A 20,831-nucleotide genomic window follows, 5' to 3' on the forward strand; every position below is an offset into this window, starting at 1 on the left:
GCCGATCTACCCACCGTGCCCCCCCGTCCCGGCAGACTGGCCCGACGGCTTCGTGGACAGTGCACTTCTGGGGCAAGATCCGCTCCGGTTTCCACTCCCCGACGCCACCGAACGCTGGACGGCGCGGGCGGCCTGGGCGATGGCCACCGCCTCGGTGCTGCTGGTCCTGCTCTTCGCCGCCCTGTTCGGCGCCGAGGCCGCCGGCACCCCGGCGGACCGGCTCATCCGAGCACCCGGAGCTGGGGTGATACGGTCGCTGGCCGTGACAGAGCCGCTTCCTGTGTTCCCGTATCACCCCGACCCGGTCGCCACGGGTGCCATCGTGCGGTCCGACGCGGAGTGCAGCTGCTGCGGTCGAGCCCGCGGCCACATCTACACCGGCCCCGTCTACGCAGTCGAGAACCTTCGTCACCGGCTCTGCCCATGGTGCATCGCGGATGGGAGCGCGGCTGACCGCTTCGAGGCACAGTTCACCGACGTGGTCGACGACGTCCCGCTGGATCGGCTGATCGCGATCACGCAACGCACGCCAGGATTCAGCGGATGGCAGCAGGAACGCTGGCTGATCCACTGCGAAGACGGCGCTGCCTTCCTGGGAACCGCCGGAGCCGCTGAGCTCGCCGCCTGCCTCGAGGCCTGGACATCGCTTCGGCAAGAACTCGCATCCTGGCCCGCGTCGCAGGCCGAGCAGTACCTCAAGGCATTGACCAAGGACGGTCAGCCAACCGCATACCTCTTCCAGTGCCGCAGCTGCGGTACCCACCGCGCCTACTCGGACGCCACGTAGGTCGGGCGCAGGTCAAACGGCAAGCAAAGCCGGGGTTCGTCAACGTGGCCGAGACGCGAAAGAGGCGATTCTGGCGCGGGTGCCGATTCGGGAGGAAACGCCCGACCGCCTGGCACCCGAAGTCCTCGACGAGACCGGCGTCCTGGTCCGGCTCACGCGGGCCTGGCTCAGCTGGAGACGGAAGCGCGGGACAGGGCCGTGCGCAGCGCGAAGGCGCCGAGCAGGGCGCCTGCCGTGAACCGCTGGGCGGTCATGACGCGGGGCCTGACGGCCAGGAACCCCGACACGCGTGCTGCGCCCAGCATGACCACAGCGTTCACGCAGATCCCCACGATGATCTGCACACCACCGAGCTGGAGCAGTTGCTTCCAGGCCGGACCTGACTGTGGGTCCAGGAACTGGGGCAGCAGGGCGCCGTAGAGAAGAGCGATCTTGGGGTTGAGCAGGTTGGTCAGCAGCCCCATCGAGAACAGGCGGGTGTCGGAGAGCGGCGGCAGGTCCTGGGCCGGGGTGAAGGGCGAGCGGCCGCCGGGCTTGAGCATGCCCCAGGCGAGGTAGGCCAGGTAGGCGGCTCCGGCGAGCTTGACCACCGTGAACGCCATCGGCACAGCGGTGAACACCGCGGACAGGCCCGCAGCCGCGGCCAGCAGGTAGCACAGGAATCCCACGGCGGTCCCGCTGAGGCTGACGAGGCCTGCCCTGCGGCCTTGGGTGATGGCGCGGGAGGCGAGGTGGATCATGTTCGGTCCCGGGGTCAGGGCCATGCCCAGTTCGACCAGGGCCACTCCTCCCGCTGCGGCCAGAGTGATCACCGGTCAACTCCCTGCTCGTTCGTCGAATGACCTGGCACCCGAAGTGGGAGTAGCCCGGCTGCGACGCATCAACAGCACCTGCCTCGCCTCCGGCAGGATACGGCCCTGCTGATCGGCGTCCTAAAGCGCCCTCGGCCCCGCGACGATCAAGAACGCCGACAAGTACTCGGGTGGCTGGTGGTCCTCGCGCTCGGATTGCCGGTCCGGCCCCGGAGCACCCGGGCCCGGCCCGCGGATTCGTGAAGTCCGCGGTGATGCCGGCCTGGAGCGCGGCGATCGGCCTGGACACCTGGGGCACCTGCGGGCGGGTGGTGCTGGTGAGCCGGCGTCTTGACCGGCTCTCCGTGCACAACAGCGCGTCAGGCTCTCGTGGAACTCGACCCGACAGCGGGACAGAAGGCTCAACTGGTCCCCTACGGGCGCGTCGACGGGAGGGCTCATGGACAGCGGCCGTTCTCTCGCGCTTCGTGACTCGACATCTCGAAGCGTGGAGAACGGCCGCCTCCGCTGTCCCGGAACGAACCGTAGGTCAGCAGGTCGGGTGACCCGCGAGGTTCAACACCGAGCGCAGCTCAGACGCCTCGCGTAACAGAGGCTTCCTCGGAGCTCTGGTTCCGGCTTCAGGGGCCGACCCGGTCGTAGCGCAGCGACGTGCGACCGGCGGCGTCGGAGTAGATCTGGGCAACGGACGCCGTCCCGACCGCGTCGCGTCGGATGCCCTGCAGCTGGATCGTGGTCGGCCCGTTCACGTGGATCAGCTCGCTGATCGGTGCGGTCGCGTTACCGCCGGCCTGGGCGTTGCCGGGGTTCAGGTCGATGACCTGGTAGACGAGCCGCTCGCTGTCCGCGACGGCGGTGTTCGATGTGGCATCCCACAGCCGAGCGGTGATGTACGTGTTGACCGGCGGAACGCCCGCGAGACGGCCACGGACGTTCGCGTCGAGCTCGTAGGTCCCGGCCCGGGGCAGGGTGACCTCCAGCGGGGTGTTGGTCCACACACCGGGCGGCAGGTCGACCACCGTGTTGAGGTGGGCGATTCCTCGGACCACCGTGGGCGCCGCCGGCGCCGCGGTGACGGTGTTCTGGGTTGCGACGGTCGTGGCGCCCACGAGCACGGCGACGGTTACGGCGGTGAGGCCGGTGCGCAGCGATGACATGATGCCTCCGAGACGGATGCCAGCGGAATGTGCCATCGCCAATGTAGGGACGCTCGCAAGGCGGGTATATCACCCGATAGGGGGATGCCCGCTTGCAAGTAGACGGTCGCGAGCGGGCGTGCGCCGGGAGCTTCCGGAGCGCTCGGCCATCGCCGTTTCGCGAGGCATCGGGCCTGGTCGAGGAACCGCACGACCGGCTGCGCGGGAAGGTCCGCGAGGCCGAGGGCCGGGCTGCGGAGCCGACCGCGGGGATCATCGGCGCGCGCCCCGAAGGGCGTTCAGGCCGGTGACGGCCGGCGCCCGGTGCAGACCGGATCCCGGCGGCTTCGGCGCGCCGCAGCGGTCGGCGGTCCGTCAGCAGGTGAGGACGTTCCAGGGGGGTGGCCCACCGGTCCAGCGCCTACCAAATCCTCGGGCCGACGATGCCGTCGGCCCGGAGCAGACACGTCGGTGGATGCCCCGTGGTCATTGCGTGACATTCACTCCGTCAGCCGTGCCCACGGGTTGAGTGTCTTCACCCACAGCCACGCACCCGCGCGGGCACCCCCGATCGTCCGCGACAGCGTGTACACCGCCCCGTGTGCCGTGGTGTCCGGGCCTCTGGTTCGATGGAGGCACCGTCACCGTCGCCTGCGAGGAGCAAGACCCTGAGTACGTCGTTCGCCGAGGCCCTGTCCGTCGTGCTGCTGGTGCTGGTGCTGGTGGGCGCGGTGGTCCGGCCGTGGGGTTGGCCGGAGGCGGTGGTCGCGGTGCCGGCTGCGGGCGTGGCGATCGTCGCCGGGGCGATCCCGCTGGACCACGCGCTGGCGGAGGCCGGGCGGCTGGGGCCGGTGATCGGGTTCCTGGCGGCCGTGCTGGTGCTGGCCAAGCTGTGTGACGACGAGGGGCTGTTCCAGGCCTGCGGGGCGTGGATGGCGCGTGCCTCCGCCGGGAGTCCGCGGCGGCTGCTGGCGCAGGTGTTCGTGGTGGCGTCGGTGATCACGGCCGTGCTCAGTCTGGACGCCACCGTGGTGCTGCTGACGCCGGTGGTGTTCGCCACGGCGGCCCGGCTCGGCGCCCGGCCCAAGCCGCACCTGTACGCGTGCACCCATCTGTCGAACACCGCCTCGCTGCTGCTGCCGGTCTCCAACCTGACCAATCTGCTGGCCTTCGCCGCCAGCGGGCTGAGCTTCACCCGCTTCGCCGCGCTGATGCTGCTGCCGTGGCTGGCGGCCATCGCCGTCGAGTACGTGGTGCTGCGCCGGTTCTTCGCCGCCGACCTGGACGCGGGCGCGCCGGCCCCGGCCTCGCCGGAGGCACCGGAGCTGCCGGTGTTCGCCCTGGTCACGGTGGCGGGCACGCTCGGCGGCTTCGTGCTGACCTCCGCGCTCGGGGTGGATCCGGCCTGGGCGGCGCTGGCGGGCGCCCTGGTGCTGGCGGTCCGGGCCCTGGCGCAGCGGCGCACCACCCCGGCGGCGATCGTCCGCTCGGCGGCCGTGCCGTTCCTGGCCTTCGTCCTGGCGCTCGGGGTGGTGGTCCGGGCGGTGGTCGACAACGGGCTGGCCTCGGGGCTCGGGCACCTGCTCCCGCACGGCACCTCGCTGCCCGCCCTGCTCGGCACCGCGGCGCTGGCGGCCGTGCTGGCGAACGTCATCAACAACCTGCCCGCGACCCTCGTCCTGCTCCCGCTGGCCGTTCCCTCCGGCTCCGGCGCCGTCCTCGCCGTGCTTCTGGGGGTGAACATCGGCCCCAACCTCACCTACGCCGGGTCCCTGGCCACCCTGCTGTGGCGGCGTATCGTCCGCGAACACGACACCGACGTCGGCCTGGGCGAGTTCACCCGGCTCGGGCTGCTCGTCGTGCCCGTCGCCCTGACGCTGGCCGTGGTGGCACTGTGGGGGTCCCTGCACGTCATCGGATCGTGAGGAGACCGACCGCCGTGACCGTCGTCGTCTGGATCACCGAGGGCACCTGGCCCGCCTGCGTCGACGCCGCCCGCGCCCACGCACCGCAGGACGCGGAGGTCGTCCTGCTGCACGTCAGCGGCCAGGACGTGCCCGGTGTCGCGCACGGCGCGTTCGCCGGCCTGCTCGGCCGCGGCCATCGCGAGCAGGACCCGGGCAACCGGGTGGAGACGCTGGCGGCGGCGTCGGGCCGGCAGCTCCTCGACGCCGCCGCCGATCGCCTCGGCCGTCCCTGCACCCGGCTGGAGCGCACCGGCCGCACCGAGCACGAGGTCCTCGCCGTGGCGGACGCGGCCGACCTGCTCGTCCTCGCCCGCGACGGCGACTCCGCCCACCCCGGGCCGCACAGCCTCGGCCCGGCAGCCCGCTTCGTGGTCGACCACGCCCGCTGCGCGGTACTGCTGGTGTGGCCGGGGCGGCCCGGGCGGGGCTTCAGTCCAGTGCCGTGATCCGGTTACTGAGCGTCCCGAGCCCCTCGATCGAGCACTCCACCACATCGCCGGGGGCCAGGTAGCCGGGCGGGTCGGCGGCGAAGCCCGTCCCGGCCGGGGTGCCGGTCAGGATGACGTCGCCCGGCTCCAGCGGCACGATCCGGGAGATCGCGGCGATGGTCTCCGGGATGGAGAACACCATCTGGTCGGTCCGGGAGACCTGTCGGGCCACACCGTTGACGCTGAGGGTGATCGCCAGGTCGTGCGGGTCCGGGACTTCGTCGGCGGTGGTGATCCACGGGCCCAGCGGGCAGCTGCCGGGCAGGCTCTTCGACAGGTAGTACTGCTTGTGCCGGGTCTGGAGGTCCCGCGCGGTGATGTCGTTGGCCACGCAGTAGCCGAAGACGTGGTCCAGCGCCCGGGCCTCGTCGACCCGCCAGGCGGGGCGGCCGATCACCACCGCGAGTTCCACCTCCCAGTCGATCTCCTTCGAGAGCGAGAAGTCGATCCCCAGCGGGCCGACGGGTGCGGCCACGCTGCGGCGGTCCTTGGTGAACACCACCGGGTGTCGGGGCCTGCGGTACTCCCGGCCCGCCGCGCGGTAGGCCTCCTGGCCGTGGTCGGTGTAGTTGAGCCCCAGGGCGAACAGGTTGTTCGCCGGGCGTGGCAGTGGCGCCAGCAACTCGACGTCACTGAAGGGCAGTCGGGACCCGGACGGGCTCCGCTCGGCCAGCTCCGTCCAGGCCTCCGGTCCACGGCGGAGCAGGTCGGGCAGGTCGGGCAGGTCGGCCGGCCCCGGCCGGCCGGGGGCGGGCAGCGTCAGGGCGGCGCCGTCCGGGTCGACCAGCGCGAGTCTCTCCGCTCCACCGGTCCGGATGGTCGCAAGGCGCATCGTTTCTCCTTCTCGCGCTCGGCGGGACGGGCGGGCGCCGGTAGCGGTCACGGCGCCCGCCCGTCCCTTGGGACAGGTCGGTCGACGCCCCGGCCGGCCTGCGGACGACCGACGTACGGGCGCTGCACGACCGGCGTACGGGCCGGCCGGTGGTGGGCCGGGGCGTCGGCCGGGTGGTGGGTGCTGGCGGGCTCAGTCGAGCAGGCGGTCCAGCTGCTGGGCGACCGTACCGCGCAGCACCTCGGACGCACCGCCGGCCATGGTGAGCATCCGGGCGTCCCGCATCAGCCGGGCCAGCGGCATCTTGTCCGACAGCCCGTTGGCGCCGCACACCTGGGCGGCGGTGTTGGTGATCCGCTGGGCGAGGTCGCCCGTCACGTACTTGGCCATCGCGCTGGGCGCACCGGTGTCGTCCCCGGCGGCCCACTCGCCCGCGGCCCAGTCGATGAGCGACTGCGCCGCGCGCAACTCGCTGACCAGGGGAGCCAGCGCGGTCCGCATCGCGAGGTGGCCCGGGGAACCGGCCGGAAGGCGGGCACTGGAGTAGTCGAAGGCCGTCCGCAGCGCGCTCTTCGAAAGGCCGAGGCAGATCGCCGACTGGCCCAGGCGCTTTCCGTTGTAGTGGCGCATGATCCGGCGCAGCGAACTCCGGTCGAAACCGAGGACGACCTGCTCGACGGGTACGAACACATCGTGGTAGCGGACGTGGAATTCGCCCAGTCCGCGCAGCCCCAGTTTCTCCTTGCGGTCGTCGATCTCGACCGTTCCGTCGCCGGCGCCGAGCCGGGTCCGGTCCACGAGGAAGAGGCCGACCTCGCGGGATTCGGGGGAAGGCTTGGCGACCACGAAATGGACCGTCCGACGGGCCGCGCCGGTGATCCAGTCCTTCTCGCCGCTGATCCGGTAGCCGCCCTCCACCGGGGTCGCCACCGTGGTGAAGCGGGCGACGTTGGAACCGGTCTGCGGCTCGCTCATCGCGAAGGCGGCCTGCTGCTCGCCGGTGGCGATCGCGTCGAGGTAGCGTTCGCGCAGCTCGCGGCCCGCGTACTCACGCAACATGCCGATCTGGCCCATGTTCTGGTCCATCACCGCCTTGGCGACGGACGGTGAGACCCGGGCCAGTTCCTCCAGCACCTGGAGGAGGAAGCGCACCCGCTCGGGCCCGCCGTGGGGCTGGTCGGCGCGGTAGCCGAGGGAGTTGGCGAACAGGCCGCGGCGGGCCATTTCGCCGAAGAGTTCGGTGCCGATCTCGTCGCTGCGGTCGATCAGCCCGGCCACCGGGGCGACTCTTTCCCGAGTGAAGCTCCGGACGTCGTCCAGAAAGGCCGCCGCTTCGGTTCCGGCGGTCTGGTCGAGGTGGTCAGCGGCGGCGGGACGCGGCTGAACGGCTAAGGAAGTCACGGTTTTGCCCTTTCCTCGGAGGAGAGGTTGCAGGCTCGCGCCGGTCGCACATTCCGGTGCGAGCGGAACCGACAATGCCACTCCCGAAAGCCCGCCATGTTACCGACAAGTAAACTGTCCGATCCAGATCGGTGGTGTGCGTCACAGTCGGGCATTCCACTGATCCTGCGTCAACTAACGTTCGACCGCCGGAAGATGACCTTTCGACTCGCGCAGTGCACGCGCCCCCGTCCCCCGCCCCCGGAAAGGGCATGCCGATGACGCTGACGTTCTCCACCCTGCTCGTACTGATACTGATGGGCGCCGCGGCCGGCGGCGTCGGCGCGCTGACCGGGATCGGCGGCGGCGCGGTCGTGGTGCCGGTGCTGGTGCTCGGCTACGGCGTCTCGTTCCGCTCGGCGGTGGCCGTCTCACTGGCCGCCGTCATCGCCAACTCGGCCGCCGGCTCGGCCGCTTACCTGCGCCAGGGCCTCACCCACAAGCGCCTCGCGTTCAGCCTGGAGGTGACCACCACCATCGGCGGCATCGCGGGGAGCCTGGTCACCGCCTTCATCCCGCGCCCCGCCCTGGAGGCCGTCTTCGGCCTGAGCCAGTTCCTGTCCGCCGAGCTCACCCGCCGCCGCAAACGACTCCCCTCCCCCGCAGGGGCGTTGGTGACCGCCGCGACCCCGCCGGACGCCCTCACCCGGCACGGACTGCGCGCCTGCGAGGGCCGGGACGCCCTCACCGGTCTGATCGCGGACGACACCGACAGCACCGCTCGCGCCTACCGGGCCCGGCGCCCGCTCCTCGGCGCCGGCGCCTCGATGGTGGCCGGGATGCTCTCCGGCATGCTGGGCATCGGGGGCGGCTTCCTCAAGGTGCCGGCGATGACGGTCGGCATGGGCGTGCCGGTCCGAGTGGCCACCGCCACCAGCCAGTTCATGATCGGCATCACGGCGGTGGCCAGCTTCGTCGTCTACTTCGCCGCCGGCGTGGTGCAACCCCTGCTGGTGGCCCCGATCGTGCTCGGCATCACCACCGGGTCACTGCTCGGCTCCCGGCTCTCCGGCCGGCTCTCGGTGAGCACCATCGAGGCCGTCTACACCACGGTCGTGCTCGCCTCCGGCCTCTCCTTCCTCCTCGGCGCCTTCGGAGTGATCAATGTCTGACCTCCCCACCACCGAACCCGGCCGCACCGCCACCGCTCCGACCCCGGACCCGCTGGCCGAGGAAGTCCGCACCAACCGGTTCACCGCCACCGCGCTGCTGGCCACCAGCGCCCTCGCCCTGGCGCTGATCCTGGCCGGCCTGGTCACCTCGCTGGCCGCCGGCGACCGCACCGCCCGCCCGCTCGCCCTCGCCGACCTCACCTCCCAGCACAGCGCCGGCCCCCTGCTGCTCGGCCTCGGGCTGCTCACCCTCGCCGTCGCCCCCGGACTCGGCATCCTGGTCACCGTGGCCCGCTGGCTCCGGGCCGGCGACTGGCGGCACTCCCTGCTCGCCGCGCTCGTGGTGGCCCTGCTCCTGGGCGGCGCCCTGCTCGGCTGACACCCGCCCCACTCGGCTGACGCCTCCTCAGGCAGCGGTTCCCGCGCGCGAGCCGTCCTCGTACGCGGTCCCCCGACGTGCGGCGACGGCGCGCCGGAGCCACCAGCCGGCGACGTACAGGGCGAGGGCGGCGATCAGGCCCGCGCCCGCACCCTTCGCCGCGTCGGACAGCACCCCTTCGAGGACGGCGCCCAGCGGCTGACCGGCCGTCCCCGCGTCCGGCCCGGCGAGCCACCGCCAGGCGTGGGCGACGGCCCCGGCGGCCGCACACAGCGCCAGCGCGAGCAGGACCCGGCGCGGCGCCGCACCCGCACCCGCACCCGCACCCGCACCCGCACCGATGCGCAGCCGGTCCCGCCTGCGCCAGCCGTACACCGCGATGGCCACCAGGCCGCCGACGGTGCTCAGGTGCTGCAACGCCCGGGCCCAGGTGAGGCTGCCCGCCAACGGGGAGTTCAGCCAGGGCGTGCGGGCGACCACGAAGCCGTCGAAGTGGGTGAAGGAGTCCCAGGCCAGGTGGGTGGCGAGGCCGATCAGCGCGGAGAGCAGGACCCAGGCCGCCCGCTGGATCACCGCGCCCGCCGTCCGGGCCTGCGGCACGTCGACCGGCAGCGACAGCAGCGACGCCAGCGGCCGACGGCCCGCCAGGAACGACGCCCACAGCGCCAGGGTGTACGGCAGGCCGACGGTCAGGGCACCGGGCAGGGTGTGGGTGGTGGTGGCGTTGGTGAACGGCTCGTACCAGGACTGCGCGCTGACGGGCAGGCCGACGGTGGCCACGAAGTAGGGCATGTCCGGCGCGACCGCACCGGCGACCAGCGCGGCCCCACTGAAGGGCCGGCGCAGCAGCGGCAGCACGGCCGCGGGGTGGGACAGGGTGAACGGCATGGGCATCCTCTCGGGCGGACCGATAGTCCGTCGAACGGAATGCTACGTCAAACGGACTAATAACCGCGCGCCGAACCCCGTCCTCGGTCGGCGAACACCGCACGACAGGGCCCCGTCCGCAGCGGAGGATCCGCCCGGTCGAAATGTGGTGGCCGATCGGGCGGAAAGCCGGGAGACTCGGCCCGTGGACATGGGGATCTACGGCTTCGAGCCGTCCTTCCTGGTCGGGATCGACGCGGTCCGGCAGGCGCACGGATCGCGCCTGGCGGCGCTCGCCGGCAGACGGCTGACGGGCTTCGCCGTGGTGCGGTTCGCCGAGGACGGGGACTGGTTCGCCGACTGCCCGGTGGTGCTGGACTTCGACGGTGTCCAGGTGGAGGTGTGCCACCGGCAGCTCGACAACCTCTCCATCGGCTGGGACTCGATCGACACCGCGCGGGCCATCTCCGGGTGGGAGTGGTCCGAGCTGACACCCCGGTGGTCCCGGCGCGATGAGCGCCTCGAACCCTTCGTCGGCCAGGAACTGCGCGAGGCCGCACTCCTGGAGTGGCGGCCGGCGGGCCATGACCTGGCGGCCGGAACCGTGGCGGTGGAATTCCGCTTCGCCGGGGGCCGCCTGCAGATCGCCAACGGGCTCGACGAGAACGACATCGAGGTGGGTGAAGCCCACCCGCACTATGTCCGGCACCGGCTGGGCGGCTGAGCGTGAGGGTACGCCAGGTGGTCAGTCGTGCCGGCAGCAGAGGCCCCCGCCGGTGCACAGCGCGGTCACGGCGAGCCGGGCGACACCCTGGAGGACGTCCAGAGGCGAGCCGCTCCCCGCGCCGGGTGACCGCTCAGGACGCCCGGCGGAGGGCCCGCCCCAGGCGGCCCGCGAGCGGGACGCCGGCCGCTGCCGCCGCCAGGACGGTCGCCAGGCAGGTGACGGCGGTCGGGTCGCCCCAGGCCGTGGTGCCGGCCTGGCCGAGCAGCGGCGGCGAGGCCAGGGCCAGCGCCGCCAGGTCGCGGCCGCCCCGCGATCCGCTGCGCCAGGCCGACGCGGCAGCCGCCGCCGCGAGAACGAGGAGCGGCCAGCATCCGTAGTCGGTGCTGACCCCGGGCAGGGCGTGTGCGCCGACGGCGGCCCGGGGCACCAGGACGAGCGCGATCACGACCCCGGCCCCGCCCACCCGGAACGGCCCCGCGCCCTCCGCGCGCCGGTCCGGCGGGCAGGCGAGCAGCAGGGCCGCCGCCAGGGTCGCCGCGGCCGGGGCGGCGACCGGGTCACCGTAGGCGGGCCCGCTCACCACCGCGGCCGCCGCGAAGGTGAGCAGCCCGAGCACCGTGCAGGGCACGCCCGAGCGCCGGCGGCCGGCCAGGGCGGCGGCCGCGCCCGCGAAGACCAGCAGCGAGGAGACCAGCAGCGCGCCCCAGGCCCCCGCCAGGTCGACGCGCAGCTGCGGCCCCAGCGGGGCGGGCGAGGTGACCAGGGCGGTGTACCAGCGCAGCAGGTGGAGTCCGCAGGCGGTGGCCGAGCCGGCCAGCACGAGGGGGTAGGCCAGGCCGAGCGCCCGGGCGGCGGGGGCGGCCGGGCCGAGCCCCGCCCGCATCCGCAGGGCGTTGGCCGCCAGCTCCGCCGCGTCCCGCAGGCGCGCGCGCAGCGGCTCGCCGGCCGTCATCTCGTGGAAGGTCGCGGCGATCTCCTCGCCGTGGGCCCGGCGGTAGGCGGTGGGGTACAGCCGGAGGACGTGCTGGATCATGTGCCGGTCGCTGCCGGACGGGTGACGGAGAGGCGGCGGGTGGCCTCCCGGGCCGTCGCGGCGAGGCGTTCGGCTTCGGCCGCCAGCCGTTCGCGTCCGGTCGGGGAGAGGGTGAAGATCCGCCGGGCCCGGCCGTCGACGATCTCCTCGCGGTCGACGTCGATCAGGCCGTCGGCCAGCAGCCGGTCCAGTGCCCCGTACAGGGCGCCGGTGCGCAGGGCGACCCGGCCGTCGGTCATCGCCTTGATCTCCTGGGCGATGGCGTATCCGTGCCGGGGGGCGTCTGCCAGGGCGGTCAGGACCATCACGGTGGGTTCTTGCATCACACGCTCACTCACCCCATGACGATAGTCACTCCGTCGGACTATCTCAACGAGCCGGGGGGGTCGGCCGCGCCATCACGCCCCGGCCCTCGGCTCGTGTCGGATCCGTGAACCCGGCCGCAACGCGACGGGCAACCCCGATCATCGAGCCAGACAGACCACCCGCCCCCCCTGGAGGCCCCGTGTCCGACCTGCCCGGCTCCGACGCCCTGCTCGACCAGCTGTCCCTGACCGAACTGGCCCGCTCAGCCGCCCGCCTCCAGCCCGAACTGGTGGCACTGCGGCGGGAGTTGCACCAGGAGCCGGAGCTCGGACTGGACCTGCCCCGCACCCGCGACCGCCTGCTCGCCGCGCTCGAAGGACTGCCCCTGGACCTCACCCTCGGCACCGGGCTGACCTCGATCACCGCGGTGCTGCGCGGCGGGCGCCCGGGCCCGGCCGTACTGCTGCGCGCCGACATGGACGCCCTGCCCGTACAGGAGAACCTGCCGCTGCCGTACGCGTCCACGATCCCCGGCGCCATGCACGCCTGCGGACACGATCTGCACATGGCCGCACTGGTCGGCGCCACCCGGCTGCTGGCCGAACGGCGCGCCGAGCTGGCCGGGGACGTGGTGCTGATGTTCCAGCCCGGCGAGGAGGGAGCGGGCGGCGCCCAGCTGATGGTGGACGAGGGCGTACTGGAGGCGGCCGGCAAGCCGGTGGTGGCCGGGTACGCGCTGCACGTGGCCGCCGCCCTGCTGCCCAACGGGCTGATCGCCACCCGCCCGGGGCCGGTCCTGGCCGCCTCCGACGCGCTGCACGTCACCCTGCGCGGGCGCGGCGGGCACGGCTCCAGCCCGCACTCGGCGCTGGACCCGGTGCCGGCACTGTGCGAGGCGGTACTGGCCCTCCAGACGATGGTGACCCGGCGGATCGACGTCTTCGACCCGGTGGTGCTCACCGTCGGCACGCTCAGCGCCGGCACGGCGGCCAATGTGATCCCCGACGAGGCCCGGTTCTCGGCGACCATCCGCTCCTTCTCGCCGCACGCGCGCGAACTGGTGCACCGCGAGGCGCTGCGGGTGGTGCACGGGATCGCGGCGGCGCACGGGCTGGAGGCGGTCGCCGAGCTGGAGCCCGGCTACCCGGTGACCGTCAACGACCCGGTGGAGGCGGAGTTCGCGGCCGCTCTGGCGGCCCGGCTGGTCGGGCCGGAACGGTACGTCGAGATGCCCCAACCGGTCGCCGGATCCGAGGACTTCGGTGTGCTGAGCGCGATCGTCCCGACCGCGTACCTGATGCTCGGCGCCACCCCCACCGACGGCCGAGACCCGTACACCGCGCCCTACAACCACTCCCCCGAGGCCGAGTTCGACGACGGCGTCCTCGCCGACGGCGCCGCGCTGCTGGCCGGCCTGGCCCTGGGGAGGCTGGCCCGGGGGTAGCGGGGCCGGGGGGCAGCCGGGCCGGGGTGCCAACCGGGCCGGTTGCCTCCCGGCAGCGGGGGAGATTCGGTGTGCCCATGGTGCTCTGCCGGTGTCGCAGCTGCTCAGGGGCCCCCTGCCGACAACGGGCCGTCGTGCGCTGCGCCGATTCGTCGCGTTCCGTTCAAGCGCCGCTTACCCCATCATGGAACGGTGTCAGCGCGCCTACGCGCGTAGCTCTCCCCTGTACTTCCCCACACCACAGAGGACTTGACCCATGTTCAGACGCATCGACGCGGTACGCCCGCTCGCCCTGGGCGCCGCCGCCCTGACCGTGCTCGCCGGCGCGAGCGCCGCCCCCCACCCGGCCGTCGCGGCTCCGGCGAAGAGCGTGGCCCCCACCACGACGACCACCCAGCACCGCGTCCTGTTCGACGACAGCAAGGCGGAGACCGCCGGCAACGCGGACTGGATCATCAGCACCAGCCAGCCGGACCCGCTCGGCCAGAACGCCAACCCCCAGTCCGGGACCGACTGGACCGGCGCCATCTCCAGCTGGGGCGTCGCCCTCCAGAAGACCGGCCAGTACAGCCTCAAGACCCTGCCGAGCGGCTCCACCATCACCTACGGCACCGGCGGCGCGCTGGACCTCGCCAACTTCGACGAGTTCGTGCTGCCCGAGCCGAACATCCGGCTCAGCGACGCCGAGAAGACCGCGGTCATGACGTTCGTCCAGAACGGCGGCGGACTGTTCCTGATCTCCGACCACACCGGCAGCGACCGCAACAACGACGGCTGGGACTCCCCCGCCATCATCAACGACCTGATGACCACCAACTCGGTCAACAGCAACGACCCGTTCGGGCTCTCCGTCGACCTGCTCAACATCCAGACCGACAACCCGACCGCCGTCAACGACGCCACCGACCCCGTCCTGCACGGCCCCTTCGGCACCGTCACCGGCAGCATCATCCGCAACGGCACCACCTTCACCCTCAAGCCCGCCGACAACCCCACCGTCAAGGGCATCGTCTACCGCACCGGTTACTCCGGCACCACCGGCGCCTTCTTCGCCACCAGCAGCTTCGGCAAGGGCCGGCTCGCCATCTGGGGCGACAGCTCGGCCATCGACGACGGCACCGGCGAACCCGGCAAGACCGTCTACGACGGCTGGGACGACCCGGCCGGCACCGACGCCGCCCTCGGCCTCAACGCCACCGCCTGGCTCGCCGCCGGCAGCGGCGGCGGCACCACCGGCGGCGTCACCCTCACCAACCCCGGCGCCCGGACCGCCACCGCCGGAACCGCCACCAGCCTCCAGCTCTCCGGCACCGACACGGCCGGCGGCACCCTGAGCTACGGCGCGACCGGCCTGCCCGCCGGCCTGAGCGTCAACCCCACGACCGGTCTGATCAGCGGCACCCCGACCACCGCCGGGACCTACTCCGTGACGGCCACCGCGACGGACTCCACCGGCCCGTCCTCCTCCGCCACCTTCACCTGGACCGTCCAGCCCACCGGCGGCGGCACCGGCTGCACCGCCGCCCAGCTGCTCACCAACCCCGGCTTCGAGGCCGGAACGACGGCCGGCTGGACCGAGACCAACACCGGCGGCAGCAGCACCATCAACAACAGCTCCAGCGAGCCGCCGCACTCCGGCAGCTACGACGTCTGGCTGGACGGCAACGGCAGCACCAACACCGACACCCTCGCCCAGACGGTGACCCTGCCGACCGGCTGCAACAGCTACACCCTCAGCTTCTGGCTGCACATCGACACCGCCGAGCCCACCACCACCGCCTACGACAAGCTCACGGTGACCGCGAACGGCACCAACCTGGCCACCTACTCCAACGTCAACGCCGCCGCCGGCTACCAGCAGCACAGCCTCAACCTCTCCGCGTACGCCGGCCAGACCGTCACCCTCAAGTTCACCGGCGCCGAGGACTACACCAAGCAGACCTCCTTCGTCCTCGACGACACCGCCGTCAACGTCGGCTGATCCGAAGCCGGTTGTCCTCCCCGCACCGGGGAGGGCAACCGGCCGGAACCTCCGGGTCCGAAAGCCGCCAGCCACGACCGTCGCAGCGCCGCATTCTGGAACCAGCGCGGCCACCCCGACGGACCGCGGTGAGGAACCGAGAGCGATGGCCTTCCGCATGACGCCCGTGAGCACCCGAACCGAGAGCGGCCGCACAGCGACCGCCGATGCCCGGCAGCGCGTCCAGGCGGCCGAATGGCCGGCCCTCGCCGAGGAACTCGACGCCCACGGCTGCGCGCTCACCCCGCAGCTGCTCACCGCCCGGGAGTGCCGCGACCTGGCCGCGCTGTACGACCAGGACGAACTGTTCCGCACCACCGTGGACATGGCCCGGCACCGCTTCGGCTCCGGCCAGTACCGCTACTTCACCCACGAACTGCCCGAGCCCGTCCACGCGCTGCGCCAGGCCCTCTACCCGCAGCTGCTCACCATCGCCCGCGGCTGGGCCGAGAAGCTCGGACGGCCCGCACCCTGGCCCGACACCCTGGACGAGTGGGTCGAGCGGTGCCACGCGGCCGGGCAAGCCAAGTCCTCGCAGATCCTGCTCCGTTACCGGCCCGGCGACTGGAACGCGCTGCACCGCGACGTCTTCGGCGACCTCGTCTTCCCGCTCCAGGTCGTCATCGGCCTCGACGAGCCCGGCAGCGACTACACCGGCGGCGAGTTCCTGCTGGTCGAGCAGCGCCCCCGTGCGCAGTCCCGTGGCACCACCACCGTCCTCCCGCAGGGCCACGGCCTGGTCTTCACCACCCGCGACCGGCCCGTCCGCTCCGCCCGGGGCTTCTCCGCGAGCCCCGTTCGCCACGGCGTGAGCACCGTGCGCTCGGGCCGGCGGCACGCCCTCGGGCTCGTCTTCCACGACGCCTGAGGCGGCGCCATGACCACCCCCGACTCGACCGCCGCAAGCCGGACGTACCGCCTGATCGGCCCCGACGGCCACCCCCGCACCGGCAGCCGGCCCAGCACCCTCGGCGGCCACCGGCGCGCCCGCAGCTACGGACGCCTCGACTGCCCGTCCGCCCGGCGCCCCCTCGCCGCCGGCCACGACGTACGCCGCCGGGTGTTCTTCGCGGACGAGCCCACCGCGCTCGCGGCCGGCCACCGACCGTGCGCCGTCTGCCTGCCCACCGCGTACCTCCGGTGGAAGGCCCAGCAGCAGGAGCAGCAGCCATGAGCCCCGCCACCCCCGGCCCGTCCCCGCTGGTCCGCCCCGCCGAGCTCGACGGCTCCCGGCCCCTGCCCGCCCCCGACGGGCACACCGAGGCCGAACTCGCCGCGCTGCTCGGCCTGTTGACCGCCGCCCGCCCCCGGGTGCACACCATCACCCTGGGCCACAGCCGCGACGACGCCTCCCGGGCGGCCACCGAGGCCTTCGCCGAGGCCTGGCGGGACCGCGGCGGATCCGTCCTCGCCGTCACCGACTGGCCCGAGCAGGCCGCCTCCTGGCTGCGCCCGGCCCAACGCTTCACCGCCCTGGCCCCGGACGCCTGGGTGGTCGCCGCCGCGCCCCTCGGCTGGGTCCAGATGGCCCGGCGGCTGCGGCAGAGCACCGCCTGGGCCCCGGATCGGACCTTCGGCTTCGCCGCCCTCGCCGAACCGCGCGCCATCGCCCTCGCCGGCCCCGACACCCTGCACGGCCTGCGCGGGGCCACCGCGGACGGCAGCGCCTGGGAGGTCCGGCACGGCCGGCTGACCACCCGGCTCCCCCAGAACGGGAACACCCGGTGACCACGACCCCGCCGCTCTTCCCGCTGCCGCCCGCGCCCCGTACCGGACCCGCCCCGGGGGCCGTCCACGTACCCGGCCGGCTCACCGTCGAGGAGCAGCGCCACCTCGTCGCCGCCTGCCGCAGCTGGGAGAGGGGCCCGGTGCCGATCCGGCACACCCGGGTCCCGGGCGGAGGCGTCATGTCAGTGCGTGTCGATGCGGCCGGCGGTGCATCGGTGGCGAGCGTCCGGGCAGCGCGGAGCGGCGGGAGGACACCGGGCCCTGCCGCCGCTCGTGTCCGTGCGGGTCAGCCGATGGTGGCGGTGTCGATGACGAAGCGGTAGCGGACGTCGGAGGCCAGGACCCGTTCGTAGGCGTCGTTGATCCGGTCGGCGGAGATCAGCTCGATGTCGGCGCCGATGCCGTGCTCGGCGCAGAAGTCGAGCATCTCCTGGGTCAGGGCGATGCCGCCGATCATCGAGCCGGTCAGGACGCGCCGGGCGCTGCCGAGCAGGAACCCGTTGACGGCCATCGCTCCGGGGGCGGCGCCGACGTTGGCGAGGACGCCGTCGACGGCGAGCAGGCCGAGGTAGGCGTTGATGTCGAGGTCGGCGCTGACGGTGTTGACGATCAGGTCGAAGCGGCCGGCGAGCTCGGTGAAGGTGCCGGGGTCGGAGGTCGCGTGGTAGTGGTCGGCGCCGAGGCGGCGTCCGTCCTCCTGCTTCTTCAGCGACTGGGAGAGCACGGTGACCTGGGCTCCCAGGGCGTGGGCGAGCTTGACGGCCATGTGGCCGAGGCCGCCGAGCCCGACGACGGCGACCTTCTTGCCGGGGCCCGCGCCCCAGTGGCGCAGCGGGGCGTAGGTGGTGATGCCCGCGCACAGCAGCGGGGCGGCAGCGGCCGGGTCGAGGCCGTCGGGGACGGACAGCACGAAGCCGGCATCGACGACGACGTGGGTGGAGTAGCCGCCCTGGGTGGGGGTGCCGTCGCGCCCGACGGAGGCGTAGGTGAAGACCGGTCCTTCCGTGCAGTACTGCTCGTCGCCGCGCAGGCACAGGGCGCACCGGCCGCAGGAGTCGACCATGCAGCCGACACCGACGCGGTCGCCGACCCGGTGGCCGGTGACGGCGGCGCCGACCTCGGTGACGGTGCCGATGATCTCGTGGCCGGGGACGACGGGGAACGGCTGCGGGCCCCACTCGCCCCGGACGGTGTGGATGTCGGAGTGGCAGATGCCGACGTACTGGATGGCTATGAGGACGTCGTTCGGACCGACCTCACGGCGCTCGATGGTGGTGGCGGCCAGCGGCAGGCCGGCGGCCGGGGCGGCGTAGGCGTTCACACGCATGGGCGGGTGCTCCTCGCGGGGGGTCGGGGCAGGGTTCAGTCGGCGGCGGGTGCGGTGGCGTACTCCTCGTCGGTGACGGGCGTCAGCCAGTGGACGATGTCGTGGTCGGCGTCGCCTTCGTTGATGGCCAGGTGGACCATCAGGCGGTTCGGCGCGGCACCGTGCCAGTGCTCCTCGCCGGCTTCGAACAGGACGCGGTCGCCCGGCCGGATCACCTCGACGGGTCCGCCGCGGCGCTGGCACAGGCCGACACCCTCGGTGACGAAGACGGTCTGGCCGAGCGGGTGGCGGTGCCAGTGGGTGCGGGCGCCGGGCATGAAGTGCACCAGGTTGGCGGTGACCCGCGAGGGCGCGGGCGCGGCGGCGACGGCGTCGAGGTAGACGTCGCCGGTGAACCAGTCGGCCGGGCCCTTGAGGGTGTCGGTCGAGCTGCGGGTGATCTGCATGGAACTGCCTTCCAGAGTGGGGTCAGGGCTTGAGCAGGCCCTTGAGAAAGGGGAAGGCCTGGGCCGGTGCCGCCCGGGGGCCTTCTTCCAGCTAACCGCGCTTCCCGGCGGCGGGCGAGGCACCGGCGAGGGGTGTACTGCCAGTACGTCCCTCGCGCGGCGGGCAGGCCGTACCGTCGAAGGCATGGGCCGCCGAACCCGGACCCCATCTGACCGTCCGCACCGCCGAACCCGGCTCCCCCGCCGAGGAGGGCCTGCGCCTGCTCGCCTCCCTGGCCGCCACCGAAAGCGCCTGCCGAGCCGTTTCACCTGGCCTGCGACGAGCGGGTTCGGACTCTGCCGCGCTCAGGAGTCCGGGAACCGCGCGCTGCCCGCCGTTCGGACGGGTTGTCAGTCCGCCCCGCTAGGGTGCGGCCATGGTGAACTTCGTACTGGTTGCGGGTGCTTGGCTCGGTTCGTGGGCCTGGGACGACGTCGTGCCGGAGCTGCGGGCGGCCGGGCACGGCGCGCACCCGCTGACGCTGTCCGGGCTCGCGGAACGCCGGGGTGTGCCGGCCGGGCAGCAGACGCACGTGCGGGACATCGTGGGCGAGGTCGACCGGCTCGGGCTGCGGGACGTCGTCCTGGTCGGGCACAGCTACTCGGGCATCCCGGTCGGGCAGGCCGCCGAGCGGATCGGCGACCGGCTGCGACGGATCGTCTTCGTCGACTCCAACGTGCCGACGCACGGCGAGTCCTTCGCCTCCGCCTGGTGGCAGGGGCGGGCGGCCTTCGAGGCGGCACTCACCGACGACGGGTTCTGGGCCCCGCTCACCGCGCCCGACTACCAGGGGCAGGGGCTCACCGACGAGCAGATCGCCCGCATCGTCGGCGGCTCCACCCCGCACCCCGGTGCGACGCTCACCGAGCCGGCCGTCCTGGAGCGACCGCTGGCGCAGCTCCCGGCGACGTACGTCAAATGCCTGCTCGACGGCGCCGAACCGAGCGGCGACGTCGCCGAGTTGCTGAAGGGCGAGCGGTGGCGACTGGTCGAACTGGACACCGGCCACTGGCCGATGTTCTCCACGCCGCGTGAACTGGCGCGGATCCTGCTCGATGCCGTGGAGTGACCCCGCGAACGGAGGGAGCGATCCGCGTCAGCGCCCGGCCTGGGTGAAGCTGCCGCCGAGGTAGCGGTACTCCGGGTCGTCGGGGGCGAGTTCGCCCAGCTTCGCGATCAGCTCGGCGGCGTAGGCCTCGGCGTCGTCCTGTGGCTGGTAGCCGAGGGCCCTGGCCGTGGAGAGGTCCCACCAGGCGCGGGTGTTGGCGGAGATGCCGTAGGCGACGGTGTGGCCGGCCACCGGGCCGGTGAGAGCGGCGTGCACCAGGCGGGCGCAGTCGCCGGCGCTGAGCCAGGTGGAGAGCATCCGGATGCTGCGGGGCTCGGGGGTGAAGGAGCCTATGCGCAGCGAGACGGTCTCGATCCCGTGCCGGTCGGCGTACAGCGAGGCGAGGTCCTCGCCGAAGCACTTGGACAGCCCGTAGTAGGTGTCGGGCCGCTGCGGGGCGTCCACCGGTACGGAACTTCCGTCGGCGGGGCGCTCGGTGAAGCCGGTCGCGTGGTTGCTGCTCGCGTAGACGATCCGGCGCACGCCCGCGGCCCGGGCCGCCTCGTACAGCCGGTAGGTCCCGTCGATGTTGGCCGCCAGGATGTCGGCGAACGGCGCCTCACCCGGTATCCCGGCCAGGTGGACCACGGCGTCGACGCCCTCCATCGCGGCCGCCAACACCTCGGCGTCCGCCAGCTCGGCGGTGATCGCGTCGGGTTCGCCGGGCACCGGCAGGCGGTCGAAGCAGCGCAGCCGGTACCCGTGGGCGGGCAGCAGTTCGCGCAGGCTGCTGCCGATGCGGCCGGCGGCGCCGGTGAGCAGGACCAGACGGGGCTGGTTCACCATCCGTGGTTCTCCCATGGTTCCTCGAAGGCTCGGAACCGAGTCCGTT

The 20,831-nt window shown here is 73.2% G+C and carries 22 protein-coding genes and 2 pseudogenes; 14 read left to right on the forward strand and 10 right to left on the reverse strand.

Going from position 1 to position 20,831, the window contains the following annotated elements; genetic code table 11:
• The first annotated feature begins 52 nt into the window (after positions 1 to 52).
• Entirely contained in the window at positions 53 to 787 is a 735-nt protein-coding gene (locus ACZ3YL_RS04900; protein WP_465655449.1) for a CbrC family protein, read from the forward strand.
• A 167-nt stretch (positions 788 to 954) separates the two neighbouring features.
• On the opposite strand, the gene ACZ3YL_RS04905 is transcribed toward ACZ3YL_RS04900, so the two are convergent.
• Positions 955 to 1,599 carry a LysE family translocator gene (locus tag ACZ3YL_RS04905; protein ID WP_465655451.1) on the reverse strand — a complete coding sequence of 215 codons (645 nt, stop codon included), beginning with the start codon at positions 1,597 to 1,599 and terminating at the stop codon, positions 955 to 957.
• Between the two features lie 620 nt (positions 1,600 to 2,219).
• A complete protein-coding gene (locus tag ACZ3YL_RS04910) occupies positions 2,220 to 2,756 on the reverse strand; it encodes a hypothetical protein (RefSeq protein WP_465655453.1) in 537 nt (178 codons plus the stop codon).
• Between the two features lie 608 nt (positions 2,757 to 3,364).
• On the opposite strand from ACZ3YL_RS04910, the gene ACZ3YL_RS04915 reads away from it, so the two are divergent.
• Positions 3,365 to 4,660, forward strand: coding sequence for an SLC13 family permease (locus ACZ3YL_RS04915; RefSeq protein WP_465655455.1), 1,296 nt, complete (start codon positions 3,365 to 3,367; stop codon positions 4,658 to 4,660).
• A gap of 14 nt (positions 4,661 to 4,674) precedes the next feature.
• Positions 4,675 to 5,148: a universal stress protein gene (locus ACZ3YL_RS04920; RefSeq protein WP_465655457.1), complete on the forward strand. Its 474-nt coding sequence runs from the start codon at positions 4,675 to 4,677 to the stop codon at positions 5,146 to 5,148.
• Here ACZ3YL_RS04920 and ACZ3YL_RS04925 read toward each other — a convergent pair.
• A complete protein-coding gene (locus ACZ3YL_RS04925) occupies positions 5,132 to 6,022 on the reverse strand; it encodes a fumarylacetoacetate hydrolase family protein (RefSeq protein ID WP_465655459.1) in 891 nt (296 codons plus the stop codon). The genes ACZ3YL_RS04920 and ACZ3YL_RS04925 overlap by 17 nt on opposite strands.
• 192 nt (positions 6,023 to 6,214) lie before the next feature.
• Complete coding sequence (locus ACZ3YL_RS04930; RefSeq protein WP_465655461.1) at positions 6,215 to 7,504, reverse strand: acyl-CoA dehydrogenase family protein; 1,290 nt, start codon at positions 7,502 to 7,504, stop codon at positions 6,215 to 6,217.
• A gap of 176 nt (positions 7,505 to 7,680) precedes the next feature.
• On the opposite strand from ACZ3YL_RS04930, the gene ACZ3YL_RS04935 reads away from it, so the two are divergent.
• The gene (locus ACZ3YL_RS04935) at positions 7,681 to 8,574 is read left to right on the forward strand and encodes a sulfite exporter TauE/SafE family protein (RefSeq protein WP_465655463.1); all 894 of its coding nucleotides are present in this window, start codon (positions 7,681 to 7,683) and stop codon (positions 8,572 to 8,574) included.
• Positions 8,567 to 8,953 (forward strand): hypothetical protein, encoded by a 387-nt coding sequence (locus ACZ3YL_RS04940; RefSeq protein WP_188304982.1) that lies wholly within the window; start codon positions 8,567 to 8,569, stop codon positions 8,951 to 8,953. The genes ACZ3YL_RS04935 and ACZ3YL_RS04940 overlap by 8 nt, the downstream gene beginning before the upstream one ends.
• Before the next feature lie 27 nt (positions 8,954 to 8,980).
• On the opposite strand, the gene ACZ3YL_RS04945 is transcribed toward ACZ3YL_RS04940, so the two are convergent.
• The gene (locus ACZ3YL_RS04945; protein ID WP_465655465.1) at positions 8,981 to 9,841 is read right to left on the reverse strand and encodes a DUF4184 family protein; all 861 of its coding nucleotides are present in this window, start codon (positions 9,839 to 9,841) and stop codon (positions 8,981 to 8,983) included.
• 190 nt (positions 9,842 to 10,031) lie between these two features.
• Here ACZ3YL_RS04945 and ACZ3YL_RS04950 point away from each other — a divergent pair, with 190 nt between their 5' ends.
• Complete coding sequence (locus ACZ3YL_RS04950; RefSeq protein WP_465655724.1) at positions 10,032 to 10,544, forward strand: hypothetical protein; 513 nt, start codon at positions 10,032 to 10,034, stop codon at positions 10,542 to 10,544.
• Positions 10,545 to 10,677: 133 nt separating this feature from the next.
• Here ACZ3YL_RS04950 and ACZ3YL_RS04955 read toward each other — a convergent pair whose 3' ends face one another.
• Together ACZ3YL_RS04955 and ACZ3YL_RS04960 are read right to left on the reverse strand one after the other, a co-directional pair.
• A complete protein-coding gene (locus ACZ3YL_RS04955) occupies positions 10,678 to 11,580 on the reverse strand; it encodes a hypothetical protein (RefSeq protein WP_465655466.1) in 903 nt (300 codons plus the stop codon).
• Positions 11,577 to 11,918, reverse strand: coding sequence for a PadR family transcriptional regulator (locus tag ACZ3YL_RS04960; protein ID WP_317621486.1), 342 nt, complete (start codon positions 11,916 to 11,918; stop codon positions 11,577 to 11,579). The genes ACZ3YL_RS04955 and ACZ3YL_RS04960 overlap by 4 nt, the downstream gene beginning before the upstream one ends.
• A 176-nt stretch (positions 11,919 to 12,094) precedes the next feature.
• Between ACZ3YL_RS04960 and ACZ3YL_RS04965 the strand changes: the two genes are divergently transcribed.
• The 6 genes and pseudogenes from ACZ3YL_RS04965 to ACZ3YL_RS04990 all read left to right on the forward strand — a co-directional run.
• On the forward strand, positions 12,095 to 13,330 hold the full coding sequence (locus ACZ3YL_RS04965; RefSeq protein WP_465655725.1) for a M20 metallopeptidase family protein: 1,236 nt from the start codon (positions 12,095 to 12,097) through the stop codon (positions 13,328 to 13,330).
• A 256-nt stretch (positions 13,331 to 13,586) separates the two neighbouring features.
• Positions 13,587 to 15,311, forward strand: coding sequence for a putative Ig domain-containing protein (locus tag ACZ3YL_RS04970; RefSeq protein WP_465655468.1), 1,725 nt, complete (start codon positions 13,587 to 13,589; stop codon positions 15,309 to 15,311).
• A gap of 157 nt (positions 15,312 to 15,468) precedes the next feature.
• Complete coding sequence (locus ACZ3YL_RS04975) at positions 15,469 to 16,218, forward strand: 2OG-Fe(II) oxygenase (protein ID WP_188309553.1); 750 nt, start codon at positions 15,469 to 15,471, stop codon at positions 16,216 to 16,218.
• A 9-nt stretch (positions 16,219 to 16,227) separates the two neighbouring features.
• Positions 16,228 to 16,524, forward strand: a complete 297-nt coding sequence (locus ACZ3YL_RS04980; RefSeq protein WP_465655470.1) for a metal-binding protein — start codon at positions 16,228 to 16,230, stop codon at positions 16,522 to 16,524.
• Entirely contained in the window at positions 16,521 to 17,078 is a 558-nt protein-coding gene (locus ACZ3YL_RS04985; protein WP_465655472.1) for a hypothetical protein, read from the forward strand. The genes ACZ3YL_RS04980 and ACZ3YL_RS04985 overlap by 4 nt, the downstream gene beginning before the upstream one ends.
• Positions 17,075 to 17,284 (forward strand): annotated as a pseudogene (locus tag ACZ3YL_RS04990) (alpha-ketoglutarate-dependent dioxygenase AlkB); the annotation flags it as partial. The gene ACZ3YL_RS04985 and the pseudogene ACZ3YL_RS04990, both read left to right, overlap by 4 nt.
• An 80-nt stretch (positions 17,285 to 17,364) precedes the next feature.
• Here ACZ3YL_RS04990 and ACZ3YL_RS04995 read toward each other — a convergent pair.
• Together ACZ3YL_RS04995 and ACZ3YL_RS05000 are read right to left on the reverse strand one after the other, a co-directional pair.
• On the reverse strand, positions 17,365 to 18,405 hold the full coding sequence (locus ACZ3YL_RS04995) for an NAD(P)-dependent alcohol dehydrogenase (protein ID WP_465655475.1): 1,041 nt from the start codon (positions 18,403 to 18,405) through the stop codon (positions 17,365 to 17,367).
• A gap of 35 nt (positions 18,406 to 18,440) precedes the next feature.
• Positions 18,441 to 18,851 carry a (R)-mandelonitrile lyase gene (locus tag ACZ3YL_RS05000; protein WP_188309549.1) on the reverse strand — a complete coding sequence of 137 codons (411 nt, stop codon included), beginning with the start codon at positions 18,849 to 18,851 and terminating at the stop codon, positions 18,441 to 18,443.
• A gap of 188 nt (positions 18,852 to 19,039) precedes the next feature.
• On the opposite strand from ACZ3YL_RS05000, the pseudogene ACZ3YL_RS05005 reads away from it, so the two are divergent.
• Both ACZ3YL_RS05005 and ACZ3YL_RS05010 read left to right on the forward strand, forming a co-directional pair.
• A pseudogene (locus ACZ3YL_RS05005) lies at positions 19,040 to 19,258 on the forward strand (hypothetical protein); the annotation flags it as partial.
• A gap of 9 nt (positions 19,259 to 19,267) precedes the next feature.
• Positions 19,268 to 19,960, forward strand: a complete 693-nt coding sequence (locus ACZ3YL_RS05010) for an alpha/beta fold hydrolase (protein WP_465655477.1) — start codon at positions 19,268 to 19,270, stop codon at positions 19,958 to 19,960.
• A 27-nt stretch (positions 19,961 to 19,987) separates the two neighbouring features.
• On the opposite strand, the gene ACZ3YL_RS05015 is transcribed toward ACZ3YL_RS05010, so the two are convergent.
• Positions 19,988 to 20,782 (reverse strand): NAD-dependent epimerase/dehydratase family protein, encoded by a 795-nt coding sequence (locus ACZ3YL_RS05015; RefSeq protein ID WP_465655727.1) that lies wholly within the window; start codon positions 20,780 to 20,782, stop codon positions 19,988 to 19,990.
• Between the last annotated feature and the right edge of the window lie 49 nt (positions 20,783 to 20,831).

It is taken from the genome of Kitasatospora sp. NPDC023176 (genome assembly GCF_055560495.1).